We start from the raw sequence: 16,485 nt of genomic DNA, 5'->3' as shown, positions 1-16,485 counted from the left end.
ATTAATGCAATACGGAATTTGTAATTTAAGCATTGTGCCTCTTAGAATTGAACCTTCGGATGCTAGCGAGTTAGTTTCGCAAGTAATTTATGGCGACCTATTTAAAGTAATAGAACAACGCAAAAATTGGAGTAAAATTAGAATTGCCTTCGATACTTACGAAGGTTGGATTGATAACAAACAATATATTGAAATTTCTGAAGACCAATACCAAACTTTAGAAAAACAACCTTTACAACTCTCTGGAGATTTGGTGGAATTCATTCAAGATACAAATGATCAATTACACCCTATTGTTTTTGGTTCTACTTTAAATGGTTTACCGCTTTTAAATCATGATTACGACGGTAGTATTATATCGGGTAAAAAGCCAAAATCTCATATCCTACAAACGGCATTCACCTATTTAAACGCGCCTTATTTATGGGGCGGAAAAACGCCTTTTGGGATTGATTGTTCTGGTTTTACGCAAATGGTTTACAAGCTCAATGGCTATAAACTACTCCGTGACGCCTCACAACAAGCCACACAAGGTGAAGCTTTAAGCTTTATTGAAGAAAGTGAACCTGGGGATTTAGCTTTTTTTGACAACAGCGAAGGCGCTATTACCCATGTTGGTATCATTATGGAAGATAATTACGTTATTCATGCCCACGGAAAAGTACGAATAGACCGATTGGACCACTCTGGAATTTATAATGTAGACAGAAAAACACATACGCACAAATTACGCGTTATTAAGAAAATAATTTAAGGTGGTTTAGCCTTTTTCATATTAGAATAATATTAAAGAAATACCTTTAAAATAGAGACAAAAAAATGCCGCAAATTGCGGCATTTTTTATTAATTAAATTGGCTTTTGTTAATTACTCAGATTCTAGAGTTTCAACCATTGCCTTAATTTCTTTTGCTTTATCAGTTTCGCCAAGAATGTTATAGATATTCAATAACGTTTTAGCTGCACTCACATTTTTTGTATCAATCTCTAACGCTTTAGCTAAATAAGGAACTGCTTCTCTGTATAAGTTTTGGCGCTCTTCTCTTAATTCATCATAACGTTTGTCGTCTGCTTTAGAACTTCCTAAACCATTCATTTCCTTAATAAGTGGCTCTTCTCTTTGTAATACAAGTGCTGAAATATTAATGTAAGCATTCACATACTCAGGGTCTAATTCAATTGCTCTTTCGTAATACGCTTTAGCTTCTGCTAATTGGTCCGATTGTGACGCAATAACACCTAAGTTGTATTGTAATTCAGGATTTTCAGGCTCTAATTCTGTAGCTAATTTTAAAAGTGATTTAAACTCTTCTGTGTTTCCTGTTTTAAAATGAATGTTAGCTTCAGAAAGAATTAAATTAACATCTTCTGGGTTTTCAGCTCTAGCCTCTTTCATCGCTTCTATAGCTTTGTCATTATCGCCTTCACCAACATAGATTAATGCAATATTTTTAACAATCTCTGGTTTTTTAGACTCCGTCATACGTTCTCCTGGATTGATATGACTTTTTGCCTTTACATAAAGATCACGAGTTCCTTTATCCAAAAGTTCCTCTTTTCCTGTTTCTTTATTGGTTGCAAAATATTGCTTTTGAATACCAGTATACCCCATATCTTTAAGTTCTTCATATAAACCTAAAGCTCTTTCGTATTCTTTTACATTTACTGCCGTTGCAGCAGCGTAATAAAGATAAAGACTGTCTTTTCCTTTTACACGGTAAGATTTTTCGAAATATTTAGAAGCATTAGAGAAGTCATTCGTTTCGTAAGCTGCGTTAGCTTTCTTTAAGAATTCGTTAGAAATATTTTGCTCAATTTCTTTTACTTCTGAGCCATAATCGGACTCAACTTTTCTAAACGTCTCTAGTGCTGTAGACAAATCGGCATCCGAACCTTTTCCGTTAGCGTATAATGATTGCGCTAATAAGTAATAATATTTGGTTTTAGATTTATCATCCATGACACCTAATAAGCTTTCAGCTTGTTTTGCTGCCGCTTTTGCTGCTGGAAAATCATTCGATTTAATAGCTTTTTCTACAGCCTTCAATTCTTTTTTCTGTGCAAATGAAAATGCACCCATTGAAATGGCTAAAGCTATGATTAATTGTTTTTTCATTTTAAATAATATTTAGTTTTAATTTTCAGTGTTATTATCGTCTATTTCAGCATCAAGAGTTGTGCCATCTTCTGTACCTTCAGTGTTTTCAATACTTTCAACGCCTTCTACTCCTTCTAGTGCTTCACCTTCTTCAAGGACAACCTCGTCATCTTCATGCATTACTTTAGCAACGGCAGCGATAGAATCTTTTCCTTTAAGGTTAATTAATTTAACTCCCTGAGTTGCACGCCCCATAACTCTTAAATCAGCTACTGCCAATCTAATTGCTACACCAGATTTGTTGATAATCATTAAATCATCTTCATCCGTTACGTTTTTAATAGACACTAGATTACCTGTTTTTTCTGTAATGGAAATAGTTTTAACACCTTTTCCTCCACGGTTAGTAATTCTATAATCTTCTAAACTAGAACGTTTTCCATAACCGTTTTCTGAGACTACAAGCACGTTGCTTTCCATATCATCAACAGCAATCATTCCGATAACTTCATCCGTTTCTTCATCTTGTAAACGAATACCACGAACCCCAGATGCTCCACGGCCCATTGGACGCGTTTTAGCTTCTTCGAAACGAATAGCTTTACCAGATTTTAAGGCTAACATCACTTGGCTTTCACCAGTTGTAAGTTTAGCTTCTAATAAAACATCATCGTCCTTAATAGTAATGGCATTAATTCCGTTTGTTCTTGGACGAGAATATTGCTCTAAAGAAGTCTTTTTAACCTGCCCTTTTTTAGTAGCCATAATAACATAATGACTATTAATGTACTCTTCATCTTTTAAATCTTGAGTACAGATGAAAGCCATAACTTTATCATCTTGCTCAATATTTACAAGGTTTTGAATAGCACGTCCTTTAGATGTTTTAGATCCTTCTGGAATTTCGTAAACACGCATCCAGAAACATTTTCCTTTTTGAGTGAAAAACAACATATATTGGTGGTTTGTACCCACAAATAAGTGCTCTAAGAAATCTTCATTTCTTGTTGTAGATGCTTTTTGTCCTACTCCACCTCTATGCTGTGTTTTGTATTCTGTTAAAGATGTACGTTTAATATAACCTGCATGAGAAATTGTAATAACTACACTCTCGTTAGGGATCATATCTTCGATGCTTAAATCACCACCAGCATATTCTATTACAGAACGACGTTCATCACCATATTTATCACGAACAACCACTAATTCTTCCTTAATAATATCCATTCTACGCTCTTTGCGCTCTAAGATATCTTTAAGGTCGATAATAGTTTTCATAATATCATCATATTCAGCACGCAATTTATCTTGCTCTAAGCCTGTTAACTGACGCAAACGCATCTCAACAATAGCTTTCGCTTGAATTTCTGAAAGTTTGAAACGTTCTATTAAGTTATTTCTAGCTTCATCGGCATTATTAGAAGCACGAATAATTTTTATTACTTCATCGATATTATCCGAAGCAATAATTAATCCTTCTAATATGTGTGCACGTTCTTCTGCTTTACGTAATTCATACGTAGTACGTCTAACAACAACTTCATGTCTATGCTCAACGAAATAATGAATTAACTCCTTTAAGTTTAATAACTGCGGACGTCCATTTACTAATGCAATATTATTTACACTAAAAGAAGACTGTAACGCAGTATATTTAAAAAGTTTATTTAAAACGATATTAGGAATGGCATCACGTTTTAAAACGTAAACGATACGCATACCGTTTCTATCCGATTCATCACGAATAAGCGAAATACCTTCTAGTTTTTTATCGTTAACTAAATCGGCAGTCTTTTTAATCATGTCTGCCTTATTGACTTGGTATGGAATTTCGTCAACAATAATACATTCACGACCGTTTACCTCCTCAATATTAGTTTTTGCACGCATAACAATACGTCCACGACCGGTATGGAAAGCTTCCTTTACACCGTCGTAACCATAAATAGTACCTCCTGTTGGAAAATCTGGCGCTTTTATAAGTTGAATTAACTCATCAATTTCAATATCGTTATTTTCGATATATGCAATTGTACCATTAACAACTTCTGTTAAATTGTGAGGCGGCATATTGGTTGCCATACCCACTGCAATACCTGATGCTCCGTTTACTAATAATCCTGGAATACGCGTTGGTAAAACCGTTGGTTCTTGCAAAGTATCATCAAAATTCAACTTATGATCTACAGTTTCCTTATCGATATCTGCCAACATGTCTTCTGCAATTTTACGCATACGTGCTTCTGTATAACGCATTGCTGCCGGACTATCACCATCAATCGAACCAAAATTCCCTTGTCCATCTACTAGCATATAACGCAAACTCCACTCTTGAGCCATACGCACCATTGCATCATAAACCGATGTATCACCGTGTGGGTGATACTTACCTAAAACTTCCCCAACAATTCTTGCCGACTTTTTATGTGCTGTATTGGCTCTAATTCCCAGTTCGTGCATACCATAAAGTACACGTCTATGAACGGGCTTTAAACCATCTCTTACATCTGGTAAGGCACGTGATACAATCACTGACATTGAATAATCAATGTAAGCCGATTTCATCTCATCTTCAATATTAATTGGAATAAGCTTTTCTCCTTCTGCCATATATATTTTAATTAAGTTTTATGTAATTTTCAAAACATGCTAATATAAGGATTCCTATAATTATACTAAACTATTTAAAATCATTTTTTCATGTTTTTTATTAACAATTTTAGATGTGTTTTTAGTTCACAAATATGACCTGTTAAATTTTGCTTTTCTATCGTTTTTTTCGTCAATTAGCAATTTACACATAAAAAAAGGTATAGTTTTTGTCGTTAGACAAATGTTTTACTATTTTTAATGCAGACAAGGACACGAGATATGGACGATAATTTTTCCCCAAGAGTAAAAGATGTTATTGCTTATAGCAAAGAAGAAGCATTGCGTTTAGGTCACGATTTTATCGGTACCGAACACTTAATGCTTGGTTTGTTAAGAGATGGCAATGGCAAGGCTATTAATATTTTAAATACGTTAGATTTAGATTTAAATCATTTAAGGCGCAAAGTTGAAATATTAAGCCCTGCAAATCCTAATATAACAATTGCATCTAACCAAAAAAAGAACCTGCACCTTACTAGGCAAGCAGAACGTGCTTTAAAAACAACGTTTTTAGAAGCTAAATTATTTCAGAGCACCTCAATAAATACAGCCCATTTACTACTGTGTATTTTAAGAAATGAAAATGACCCAACTACCAAGCTTTTAAATAAGCTAAAAGTAGACTACGACAATGTTAAAGAACAATTCAAGACTATGAATAAGAAAGATGATAACTATATAGAACCTACATCTGAATTTCAAGACGATGATTCAGGTTTAGAAGAAGAATCTTCAAAAGAAAATATTTTTAATGCTCCAACTGGCGCTAAGACGAACAAAAAATCAAAAACTCCTGTTTTAGATAATTTTGGTCGCGATTTAACTGCCATGGCCGAAGAAGGAAAATTAGATCCTGTTGTTGGCCGTGAAGAAGAAATACAACGTGTTTCTCAAGTTTTAAGCCGAAGAAAGAAAAACAATCCGCTATTAATTGGTGAACCTGGTGTTGGTAAATCTGCCATTGCTGAAGGTTTAGCGCTTAGAATTGTAAAACGAAAAGTCTCACGTATTTTATTCAACAAACGTGTGGTAACTTTAGATTTAGCAAGTTTGGTGGCTGGCACAAAGTATCGTGGACAGTTTGAAGAGCGTATGAAAGCTGTAATGAATGAGCTTGAAAAAAATGATGATGTTATTTTATTCATAGATGAAATTCATACCATTGTTGGTGCAGGTGGAGCTACCGGAAGTTTAGATGCTTCTAATATGTTTAAACCCGCTTTAGCTAGAGGTGAAATTCAATGTATTGGTGCAACAACTTTAGACGAGTACAGACAGTACATCGAGAAAGATGGCGCTTTAGAACGTCGTTTTCAAAAGGTGATCGTGGAACCAACCACAGTAGAACAAACTATTGAAATATTAAACAATATTAAAGGAAAATACGAAGAACATCATAACGTTGATTACACTCCGGAAGCCATTGCTGCTTGTGTGAAATTAACAAACAGATACATGACCGAGCGTTTTTTACCAGACAAAGCTATCGATGCTTTAGATGAAGCTGGATCTCGTGTACACATTACCAACATTGATGTTCCGAAGCAAATTTTAGAACTCGAAAAGAAACTTGAAGAAGTTAGAGACACTAAAAACAAGGTTGTTAAAAAACAAAAATATGAGGAAGCAGCTAAACTTCGTGATGATGAAAAGCGTCTTGAAAAAGAATTAGCTATTGCTCAAGAAAAATGGGAAGAAGACACCAAACAAAACCGAGAAGTTGTTACAGAAGACAATGTGGCCGATGTGGTTTCAATGATGACAGGTGTGCCCGTAAATCGTATTGCGCAAACCGAAATTAATAAACTTGCCGAATTGCCAACCCTTATTAAAGGTAAAGTAATCGGTCAAGATAACGCGGTGTCTAAGGTGGTAAAAGCCATTCAACGTAACCGTGCCGGACTTAAAGATCCCAACAAGCCAATTGGGTCGTTTATATTTTTAGGGCAAACAGGTGTTGGTAAAACACAGTTAGCCAAAGTATTATCGCGAGAACTGTTCGACTCGGAAGAATCGTTGATTAGAATAGACATGAGTGAATACATGGAGAAATTTGCCATTTCGAGATTAATTGGAGCGCCTCCGGGATACGTAGGTTACGAAGAAGGTGGTCAACTTACCGAAAAAGTACGTCGCAAACCTTACGCGGTTATTCTTTTAGATGAAATTGAAAAAGCGCATCCAGATGTATTTAATATGCTACTTCAAGTATTAGATGATGGTTATTTAACAGATAGTTTAGGTCGAAAAATTGACTTTAGAAACACCATTATCATCATGACTTCTAATATTGGAGCACGTAAATTAAAAGATTTTGGAACGGGAATTGGTTTCGGTACATCATCGCAAAAAGCGCAAGAAGATGCTAATGCCAAAAGTGTGATTGAAAACGCTTTGAAAAAATCGTTCGCCCCCGAGTTTTTAAATAGAATTGACGATGTTGTTGTTTTCAACGCTTTGGAAAAGGAAGATATCAACAAAATTATCGATATCGAATTAGAAAAACTATTAAGCAGAATTCAAATGTTAGGCTATAACTTAACTATTTCTGAAAAAGCAAAAGACTACATTGCCGATAAAGGTTTCGATAAACAATACGGTGCACGTCCTTTAAAAAGAGCTATTCAAAAGTATGTTGAAGACGCTTTAGCTGAAGAAATTGTTGCCTCGCATCTACAAGAAGGTGATAATATTTCGATTGATTTGGATGAAAAGACAGAAGAATTGAACATTTCAATTGTAAAAGCTGAAAAACCTACGGAATCTTAACATATAAGTCACAATATAATAAAAAGCTCGAAATTAAATTTTCGAGCTTTTTTTTGCTCTAAAATACCATACCTTGCCCGCATGAAACACCTAGTAAAAATACCTATTGGAGTAATACATATTTATGAAAACTATGTGGTTTCTATTATTAATGAAGGCGAAACGGTAACCGTAAAATCCAATGATGCTCTAGCCGAAATAGCTAATACTTATTTCAAATCGAGGCCTTTTATTTACATAGCCAACAGAATAAATTCATATGCAGTTGATCCGCGAGTTTACAAAAAAACATCATTAATTAATAATCTTATAGGCTTTGCTGTAGTTTCAGAAAACCTCGTTGCTTTGAGTAATGCTAAAATTGAAAAACTTTTTTTCAGCAGACCTTTTGAATCATTCACAACAATGGAAGATGCTGTAAATTGGTCTAACCTAATTGTAAGTCAAAATAACTCCAACTTAGACATCCTGGATGTCTAACCGTTTACCCTTTATTAAACCTGTTTGTTTTAAATAGGCACACAATACGAATTCTTAATTTCTCCCATTACAAATGTGCTTTGCGCACTACCAATATTCTCCAAACTTCCTAAATTATTGAGTACAAAGTTTTGATATTCCTTCATGTCTTGCACCAAAATTTTCAACAAAAAGTCGTAATCTCCGGAAATATTATAACACTCCACCACTTCATTCAACGACACAATATCCTTCACAAATTGATTACCAATAGCGCGTGTATGCTCTTTCAACGTAATATTACAAAATACCATTAAGCCTTTATTTAGTTTTTCAGCATCTAAAACAGCTACATAGTTTTTTATATATCCAGCCTTTTCAAGCTTTTTAACCCGTTCAAAAACTGGCGTGGTCGATAGGTTTACTTTTGCCGCCAATTCCTTTGTTGTTAAATTTGAATTAGCTTGCAACATTCTTAACAAACGAAAATCAATAGTATCTAAAGTTATGGCAGAATTATTTTCTGATAAGCTCATTATTTTCAGTAATTAAATAATATTATTCTTTTATTTTAATCAAAAATAGGTAATTCATCTAAATATATAGATAAATTATACACAAACATTCTACAATTGTAATTTTGAACAGCATTAAACACTGAACAAGATTATGAAAACAACGCTTTTAGGACTTCCCAGAATTGGAAAACATCGCGAACTTAAAAAAGCCTGTGAGGCATTTTGGTCTGGTAAAATAGACGAGGCCGCTTTAACAAACACAGCTACTGAATTAAAAAAACAAAATTGGTTACTTCAAAAAGACTTAGGTGTCGACGTTATTCCGTCTAATGATTTTTCGTTTTACGATCAAGTTTTAGACGCCTGCTTAACTTTTGGTTGCATCCCAAAACGTTACCAATCCATAGAAAAGAGCAACTATTTAGAGTTGTATTTTGCTATGGCACGCGGACTTCAAAAAGATAATATCGATGTTACCGCCATGGAAATGACCAAATGGTTTGATACAAACTACCATTATATTGTTCCTGAATTTGAAAAAGGACAAACCTTTAGCTTCTTCTCTAAAAAAATTATTAAAGAATACCAGGAAGCGCTAAACTTAGGGATAAAAACAAAGCCCGTTTTAATTGGTCCAGTAACATTTTTATTACAAGGAAAAGAAAAAGAAGATGGTTTTCACAGGCTTGATTTACTGGATAATTTACTGCCCGTTTATTTTGAAATCATTGAAGCTTTAACACGTTTAGATGTTGAATACATCCAATTTGACGAACCATGCCTAGCACTTAACCTTTCGGAAAAAGAACAACTAGCAATTACAAAAACGTACCACGCTATTGCTAACAAATTTCCGAAGTTAAAAGTATTTCTAGCAAATTACTTCGATTGTTACGGTGATAATTTAGATCTGGCATTACAATTACCAGTAGATACTTTGCATTTGGATTTAGTAAGATGCCCATCTCAATTAACCGATATTCTAGAATCTAAACACTACAACCCGAAAACAAAATTATCTTTAGGTATTGTGGATGGCCGAAATATTTGGAAAAACGATTTCGAGAAGTCTTTAAAAATTATAGAAAAAGCACATACAAAAATAGCTTCGGAAAATTTATGGATTGCCCCATCCTGCTCCCTACTGCACACCCCATACGATTTAAATCTCGAAACCACTTTAAATCCCGAAATAAAACAATGGCTTGCTTTTGCGCATCAAAAAATTGAAGAAATTATCGCGTTAAAAAATTTACTTTCAGATGAAAACGACGGGTATTTACATTTATATGAAGAGAATAAATTAGCCAATATTAGAAGACGTAATTCTAAATTAATACACAACGATGCGGTAAAATCAAGAATTTCAAATTTGAAACCATCGGATAGTCAACGCAAACACCAATTCCCAATCCGTCAAGGCAAACAAAAGGAAGCCCTTCAACTTCCCTACTATCCAACAACCACTATCGGCTCTTTTCCGCAAACTAAAACTGTTCGAGGTTGGCGTTTAAAATTCAAAAAAGGACTTTTATCTCAACAAGAATACGATGTTTTAATTGCTAATGAAATAGAAGACTCTATCCGTTTTCAAGAAAACATTGGATTAGATGTTTTAGTCCATGGCGAATTTGAACGCAACGATATGGTAGAATATTTTGGAGAAAAACTAAATGGCTTTGCTTTTAGTAATTATGGATGGGTGCAAAGTTATGGTAGCCGTTGTGTGAAACCTCCGATTTTATTTGGAGATGTGTCTCGCCCCCAACCGATGACAGTAAAATGGTCGGAATACGCACAATCTTTAACCGATATTCCTGTAAAAGGCATGTTAACAGGACCGGTAACCATTCTACAATGGTCCTTTGTCCGAAACGATCAGCCCAGAGAAACCACCTGCAATCAAATTGCATTGGCCATTCGTGACGAAGTTGTTGATTTAGAAAACAGCGGATTAAAAATTATTCAAATTGATGAACCAGCTATTCGCGAAGGTTTACCATTACGAGAAGAAGCATGGGCAAACTACCTGAATTGGGCTGTTAAAGCTTTTAGAATTTCAGCTAGCGGTGTTCAAGATGAAACGCAAATCCATACCCATATGTGCTATTCTGAATTTAACGATATTATTGCTAGTATCGCTGCCATGGATGCCGATGTGATTACGATTGAAACCTCGCGTTCTGAAATGGAACTATTGGACGCTTTTGTTAATTTTAAATACCCTAATGAAATTGGACCAGGTGTTTATGATATTCATTCGCCACGTGTGCCTTCCTTAGAAGAAATTGAGCATTTATTGGTAAAAGCAAAAAATGTATTACCAAAAGACCACATTTGGGTAAATCCGGATTGTGGTTTAAAAACCCGAGACTGGCCAGAAACTAAAGAAGCTTTAAAAAACTTAGTAAAAGCAGCTAAAAAACTTAGAGCACAAGAAGTGGAATTGGTTTAAAACAAGACACGCCTCAAGTCTAAATTAAGGCTGCTTAGATTATTCTTTAATATTCTAAGCAGTCTTTTCTTTTTCGTTTGGCACTCTAAATAATAAGATAATACCTCCAATAAAAAAGGCAACAAGTACTAAAATAGCATTACGCATACCACCTGTTATTTGGTCGATAGTTGCAAAAATAACCATCCCAATTACAATCCCTATTTTTTCTGCAACATCATAAAAACTGAAATACGATGTGGTGTCTTCGGTTTCTGGTAAAAACTTAGAATAGGTAGAACGGCCTAGCGCCTGCACACCGCCCATAACTAAGCCCACAAAACCCGCTGCAATATAAAACTGTATAGGTGTATGCATGGTGTAAGCATAAAAACAAAGCAAGCTCCATATAAAATTAACAGCTATTAATGTTTTTATATTTCCGTATTTAGCAGATGCTTTAGATGTTAAATAAGCCCCCAAAATAGCCACAATTTGTATCACTAAAATACTTACTATTAATCCTAATGTTTTTTCGCTATCAGTGCCCCAAGAAATTTCTTCTTCACCAAAATAAACAGCCACCAACATAATAGTTTGTACCGCCATACTAAATACAAAAAAGGCTTGTAAGTAACGTTTTAACCTTAAATCTTGCTTCAATTGTTTCCAAACTAATCGTAATTCTTTTAAACCGTTAAAAACAATTGCTCGCGTTACCTTCTCTCCTGTTTTTGTTCCGTTAGGCAAATAATAAAAGGAATACTGACTAAACAATGCCCACCAAATTCCAACGGTAATAAACGATATTTTCATGGCTTCAAACGAGGCCGCGTCTTTTGCTGTATCCATCGCTAATTGAATTTCAGCTTCAGTACCTGTATTTAATATGGTTTCAGAAATACTCAAATCAAATCCGAAAAACTGTGGAAACATCACCATCAATAAATTAAAAATCAACAACAGCACCGATCCAAAATACCCCATTGAAAACCCTTTAGCACTAATGCTGTCTTGTTGTTCAGGAAAAGCAATATCTGGCAAGTAGGAGTTGTAAAAAACCAAACTCCCCCAATAGCCAATTAAACCCATAAAATAGAATAACAAACTAAGGTGTATATGCTCTAAACTAAACCAATACAAACCCACGCAACCTACGCTACCAACGTAGCAGAAAAACTTTAAAAAATTCTTTTTATTCCCCACATAATCAGCTATTCCTGATAACACTGGAGATATAAAAGCGACCACCAAAAAAGTAAAAGCCGTAACATAGGTAATTAAAGCCGTGCTTTTAAAAACCGTACCAAAAGCTTCCACTGTTTTAATTTCTGAAAGAAACAGTGCAGAATAAAATATAGGAAAAATAGAAGAGGCAATAGTTAGGGTGTAAACCGAATTTGCCCAGTCGTAAAACGCCCAAGCATTTAGAAGTTTTTTACTTCCTTTTTCAAGTTGATTCATATTTTTAATTTGGCTGAAATAATAAAAGCTGCCTTTTATAAGCAGCTTCTAAAGTAAACAAATATTATCAATTGATGTTATAATGCTCTAAACGATGTAATACCAAATTTAAGAGCTTCCTTTTTTGCATCAGGAGCCCATTGCGTTAAATTACTGATACGGGTATCGTTAGATGGGTGTGTACTCATAAATTCTGCAGGTGCACTACCGCCACTATTAGCTTTCATACGTTTCCATAATTCGGCAGCTTCATCAGGATTATATCCTGCAACAGCCATTAAATATAACCCAATTTTATCAGCTTCAGTTTCGTGGCTTCTACTAAAAGGTAACATCCCTAATACGTTTGAACCTACTCCATAATACTGGTTAAAAGCATTTCTAGATTGTTCATCTTTTATTGCTACATTTCCTGCAACCGCTAAACCTTGCTGCAAATAACCAGCACTCATACGTTGCTGTCCGTGGTTTGCTAAGGCATGCGCTACTTCGTGTCCCATAATAGCAGCAACACCAGTTTCGTTGGCTGCAATTGGTAAAATACCTGTGTAAAACACAATTTTACCACCTGGCATACACCAAGCATTTACTGTTTCATCATTAACTAAATTGTATTCCCATTTATAATCGTTTAAATACCCAGCGTTTCCATTAGCTGTTAACCAACGTTCGGCAGCAACAGCAATGCGTTGCCCAACTCTAGTTATCATTTCGGCATCTTTTGTCCCGGTAACCACATTATTTTCTGTTAAAAACTCATCGTATTGAGCAAAAGCTGTTGGGAATAACTGCGCGTTAGATACAAACGCCATTGTTTTTTTTCCTGTAAAAGGGTTTGTTGCACATGAAAAGACCACGGCGCAAATTCCTAAGGTTATTAATGTATTTTTTAATTTCATTTTTTTAGGGTTTAGGTTGATTTTAGATACATCAAAAACGCATCTATATTAATATGACACTATTTATTTCATTTTGTCACATCCAAATTTAATAAACTTTAGATAGAATAAAATAGCTTTTTCAATAAAGTTATCACTAATGTTTGATATCGGTGTGTTAGGTCATTACCACAAAAAACCTTGAACTAGCCTTAATTAGTTCTATTTAAAAAGTAGTAATATTAGAAAGATGAAGCTGTAACACATCAAATCCTTTATAACATTTATTTAAGCGTATTTTATGTTATTTTTGAAGCCGTTGTACGACCAATAAAAAAAATGTTTTAAATGAAGAAATTTATAGTAGTCCTTACCGTATTTATAGCTTTTAGCTGCAATTCTATTGCGCAGAACAAAAAAACCAAAGCAAAAAAGACTTTTGAAGTCACTAAAACAACAGCAGAATGGAAAGACCAACTCACAGATAAAGAATTTTATGTGCTGCGTCAAGCCGGTACTGAACATGCTTTTTCTAGTGATTTAAACAAAAATAATAGCGCAGGTGTTTATGTTTGTAAAGGTTGCGATACGCCTTTATTTAAAAGTGAGGATAAATTTGACTCCGGAACAGGATGGCCAAGTTTCGATAAATTTATAAAAGGAAATGTAGAACTTTCTACAGATTACGATTTAGGATATGCCAGAACTGAAGAACACTGTGCAACTTGCGGTGGGCATTTAGGCCATGTATTTAATGATGGCCCCAAGAGCACCACCGGAGAACGCCATTGTATTAACGGTGTCTCTTTAAAATTTGTTCCGAAAAGCTAATTTTAAAAAAAATTAAGTTGAAAATAAACATCGGTTTGGTGATTTAATTTTGATACTTTACTTTTAAAGCATGGAAAGTTATTTAACAAGTGTTATTAAACAATTTGAACGTTATAAAAGTTTAGGAGATAAAACTCTTGAACAACTAACGTTTGATGATTTACAAAATGAAATAGCGAAAGACTCCAACTCTATCGCTATTATGGTAAAACATTTATACGGAAATATGTTAAGCCGTTGGACTAACTTTTTAGATGAGGACGGCGAAAAACCGTCGCGCAATCGAGATCGTGAGTTTGATGACACTTATGAAACACGAGAACAAATTTTAGCCCACTGGAATGCGGGTTGGACTTGCTTATTCGATGCCTTAAACAATTTAACTTCGGAAGATTTAGAACGCATTATTTATATTAGAAACGAAAGACACACGGTGGTCGAAGCCATTAACCGTCAGTTGGCGCATTATGCTTATCATGTTGGACAAATGGTGTTTTTAGGTAAAGTTTTTAAAGGAAACGATTGGCAAACATTGTCTATTGCTAGAGGTGCTTCTAAAAAATATAATGCTGAAAAGTTTAGTGAAGAAAAAAATTAGCCAACATTTTGCGAACGATTTGCTGTTGGCTGTTGGCTGTTGGTTGTTGGTTATTGGTTATTGGTTATAAAAATAAAATTCTGAAATATCATTTCGACTTGAACAGTAATTACATTATACTTTTTAAGTTGAAAAAGGTTTACTCATATGTAATATCTTCTTATGTCGACATGACAAAAACCACTTAAAACATAAACTTAGACTAAACTTATTTCTGAGAAATTGGCTATGCGGTTTCGGCCTGCGAGAAGGATTGATGCGGCATCCTTTTTTTGTGTTCCCTATTTTTATTGATGTTTACTACTTTTACTATTAGATTAATCCTTATTTAATGGCTCATTTTTGGACACATAAAAAGATATAGCGGAAAGCCTGTTTGCCATTTTTTTTGGCAACTCGCCCAAAACAAACTTCTTTTAAGATTTAAACTTCTTTTTAAACGGACGAATTATTAATCTCGCTTCACGATCGAAACGAATATAATTGTACACCCAATTTACGAAAACAACCATACGATTTCGGAAACCAATTAGAAAAAATAGATGGATAAACATCCAAACGTACCAAGCGAAAACGCCTTGAAATTTAATGTTTTTTAAATCGACTACAGCCTTGTTTCTTCCTACGGTTGCCATGGCGCCTTTGTCTTTATAAACAAAGGGTTTCATGGGTTTGTTTTCAATAAGTTTTAGAATATTATCGCCCAATTGCTGCCCCTGTTGTATGGCTGGTTGCGCCATCATGGGTAGTCCATTTGGAAAGTCTTCAGTCGCCATACAGGCAATATCGCCAATGGCAAAAATATGCTCGAATCCTTTTATTTGGTTATGGTTATTTACTAAAAGACGATTGCCACGGGTTATATATTCTTCGGCTTGAAGTCCTTTTATAGAAGCTCCTTGCACACCTGCTGCCCAAACTACGGTCGCGGTTTGGAAGGTTAAATCGGAGTTTGTGGTTACCGTTTTTCCATCGTAATTGGTAACGCGCACATTTTTCCAGACATGAACACCTAGTTTTTCAAGAAATTCTTCGGCTTTGGCTGATGCGTTTTCGCTCATCCCCTTTAAAATACAATCGCCAGACTGAATGATGTTTATTTGTGCCAAACGTGTATCTAGATCTGGATAATCTTTAGGTAGAATACCTTTTTTTATTTCAGCTAAAGCACCGGCAAGCTCCACACCTGTTGGCCCACCACCAACGATAACGAAATTCATTAATGCAATGCGCTCGTTTAAATCTGAGGTTAATAAGGCTTCTTCGAAATTTTCAAGAATTAAGCTTCGTAAATCTAAGGATTGCGGTATGGTTTTCATGGCCATACTGTGTTTTTCGATCTCAGAGTTCCCGAAGTAGTTGGTTTTAGAACCTGATGCGACAACCAAGTAATCGAATTTTAACTCGCCAATATTGGTTTTTATAGTGTTGCAAGTTGTATCTATTTCGTTAACTTCTGCCAACCTAAAATGGAAGTTTGGGAAATCTTTTAAAATCTTCCGAATAGGATATGCAATCGAGTCTGGTTCCAGGCCACCTGTTGAAACTTGATACAATAAAGGTTGAAAAGTGTGGTAGTTATGTTTATCTAAAAGCACCACTTGCACCTCTTGTTTCGATAGTTTTTTAGCTAAGGCAACGCCTGCAAAACCGCCTCCAATGATTACAATGCGCGGGTAACTTATTTTAGGTATGTTCATAAATAATAACTTGGTGAACAAAGGTAGTAAAACAATGATTAATTTTCGTCTGGGTTGAAATTTGAAATTAATTAAAACTATTCTA

General features: G+C 34.8%; 12 protein-coding genes. 6 read left to right on the top strand and 6 right to left on the bottom strand.

Annotated features, from left to right (window positions below):
- Positions 1-4: 4 nt before the first annotated feature.
- Complete coding sequence (locus QWY92_RS01860; RefSeq protein ID WP_290268185.1) at positions 5-754, top strand: C40 family peptidase; 750 nt, start codon at positions 5-7, stop codon at positions 752-754.
- Positions 755-867: 113 nt separating this feature from the next.
- Here the strand turns inward: QWY92_RS01860 and QWY92_RS01855 are convergent, their stop codons facing one another.
- Positions 868-2,115: a tetratricopeptide repeat protein gene (locus QWY92_RS01855; RefSeq protein ID WP_290268183.1), complete on the bottom strand. Its 1,248-nt coding sequence runs from the start codon at positions 2,113-2,115 to the stop codon at positions 868-870.
- 18 nt (positions 2,116-2,133) lie between these two features.
- Positions 2,134-4,707: a DNA gyrase subunit A gene (gene gyrA / locus QWY92_RS01850; protein WP_290268181.1), complete on the bottom strand. Its 2,574-nt coding sequence runs from the start codon at positions 4,705-4,707 to the stop codon at positions 2,134-2,136.
- 261 nt (positions 4,708-4,968) lie between these two features.
- Here gyrA and QWY92_RS01845 point away from each other — a divergent pair, with 261 nt between their 5' ends.
- The gene (locus tag QWY92_RS01845; RefSeq protein WP_290268236.1) at positions 4,969-7,518 is read left to right on the top strand and encodes an ATP-dependent Clp protease ATP-binding subunit; all 2,550 of its coding nucleotides are present in this window, start codon (positions 4,969-4,971) and stop codon (positions 7,516-7,518) included.
- Positions 7,519-7,599: 81 nt separating this feature from the next.
- Positions 7,600-7,998, top strand: coding sequence for a hypothetical protein (locus tag QWY92_RS01840; RefSeq protein WP_290268179.1), 399 nt, complete (start codon positions 7,600-7,602; stop codon positions 7,996-7,998).
- 29 nt (positions 7,999-8,027) lie between these two features.
- On the opposite strand, the gene QWY92_RS01835 is transcribed toward QWY92_RS01840, so the two are convergent.
- The gene (locus QWY92_RS01835; RefSeq protein ID WP_290268177.1) at positions 8,028-8,513 is read right to left on the bottom strand and encodes an Lrp/AsnC family transcriptional regulator; all 486 of its coding nucleotides are present in this window, start codon (positions 8,511-8,513) and stop codon (positions 8,028-8,030) included.
- A 133-nt stretch (positions 8,514-8,646) separates the two neighbouring features.
- On the opposite strand from QWY92_RS01835, the gene metE reads away from it, so the two are divergent.
- Positions 8,647-10,950, top strand: a complete 2,304-nt coding sequence (gene metE / locus QWY92_RS01830; protein WP_290268175.1) for a 5-methyltetrahydropteroyltriglutamate--homocysteine S-methyltransferase — start codon at positions 8,647-8,649, stop codon at positions 10,948-10,950.
- 54 nt (positions 10,951-11,004) lie between these two features.
- On the opposite strand, the gene QWY92_RS01825 is transcribed toward metE, so the two are convergent.
- Positions 11,005-12,393 carry an MFS transporter gene (locus tag QWY92_RS01825; RefSeq protein WP_290268173.1) on the bottom strand — a complete coding sequence of 463 codons (1,389 nt, stop codon included), beginning with the start codon at positions 12,391-12,393 and terminating at the stop codon, positions 11,005-11,007.
- Positions 12,394-12,470: 77 nt separating this feature from the next.
- Positions 12,471-13,292, bottom strand: coding sequence for a M48 family metallopeptidase (locus tag QWY92_RS01820; protein ID WP_290268171.1), 822 nt, complete (start codon positions 13,290-13,292; stop codon positions 12,471-12,473).
- A 327-nt stretch (positions 13,293-13,619) separates the two neighbouring features.
- On the opposite strand from QWY92_RS01820, the gene msrB reads away from it, so the two are divergent.
- Positions 13,620-14,102 (top strand): peptide-methionine (R)-S-oxide reductase MsrB, encoded by a 483-nt coding sequence (gene msrB / locus QWY92_RS01815; protein WP_290268169.1) that lies wholly within the window; start codon positions 13,620-13,622, stop codon positions 14,100-14,102.
- A 70-nt stretch (positions 14,103-14,172) separates the two neighbouring features.
- Positions 14,173-14,700: a DUF1572 family protein gene (locus QWY92_RS01810; protein ID WP_290268167.1), complete on the top strand. Its 528-nt coding sequence runs from the start codon at positions 14,173-14,175 to the stop codon at positions 14,698-14,700.
- Between the two features lie 416 nt (positions 14,701-15,116).
- Here QWY92_RS01810 and QWY92_RS01805 read toward each other — a convergent pair whose 3' ends face one another.
- Positions 15,117-16,400, bottom strand: coding sequence for an NAD(P)/FAD-dependent oxidoreductase (locus QWY92_RS01805; RefSeq protein WP_290268165.1), 1,284 nt, complete (start codon positions 16,398-16,400; stop codon positions 15,117-15,119).
- Positions 16,401-16,485: the final 85 nt, after the last annotated feature.

This window comes from Algibacter miyuki, assembly GCF_030409805.1.
Lineage (GTDB): Bacteria > Bacteroidota > Bacteroidia > Flavobacteriales > Flavobacteriaceae > Algibacter > Algibacter miyuki.
Note: the sequence above shows the minus strand (reverse complement) of the source record. Positions and strands in the feature narration are given on the sequence as shown.

Coding starts and splice junctions, on each gene's coding strand:
- QWY92_RS01860 (WP_290268185.1), top strand. CDS start 5: ATGCAATACGGAATTTGTAATTTAAGCATTGTGCCTCTTAGAATTGAA.
- QWY92_RS01855 (WP_290268183.1), bottom strand. CDS start 2,115: ATGAAAAAACAATTAATCATAGCTTTAGCCATTTCAATGGGTGCATTT.
- gyrA (WP_290268181.1), bottom strand. CDS start 4,707: ATGGCAGAAGGAGAAAAGCTTATTCCAATTAATATTGAAGATGAGATG.
- QWY92_RS01845 (WP_290268236.1), top strand. CDS start 4,969: ATGGACGATAATTTTTCCCCAAGAGTAAAAGATGTTATTGCTTATAGC.
- QWY92_RS01840 (WP_290268179.1), top strand. CDS start 7,600: ATGAAACACCTAGTAAAAATACCTATTGGAGTAATACATATTTATGAA.
- QWY92_RS01835 (WP_290268177.1), bottom strand. CDS start 8,513: ATGAGCTTATCAGAAAATAATTCTGCCATAACTTTAGATACTATTGAT.
- metE (WP_290268175.1), top strand. CDS start 8,647: ATGAAAACAACGCTTTTAGGACTTCCCAGAATTGGAAAACATCGCGAA.
- QWY92_RS01825 (WP_290268173.1), bottom strand. CDS start 12,393: ATGAATCAACTTGAAAAAGGAAGTAAAAAACTTCTAAATGCTTGGGCG.
- QWY92_RS01820 (WP_290268171.1), bottom strand. CDS start 13,292: ATGAAATTAAAAAATACATTAATAACCTTAGGAATTTGCGCCGTGGTC.
- msrB (WP_290268169.1), top strand. CDS start 13,620: ATGAAGAAATTTATAGTAGTCCTTACCGTATTTATAGCTTTTAGCTGC.
- QWY92_RS01810 (WP_290268167.1), top strand. CDS start 14,173: ATGGAAAGTTATTTAACAAGTGTTATTAAACAATTTGAACGTTATAAA.
- QWY92_RS01805 (WP_290268165.1), bottom strand. CDS start 16,400: ATGAACATACCTAAAATAAGTTACCCGCGCATTGTAATCATTGGAGGC.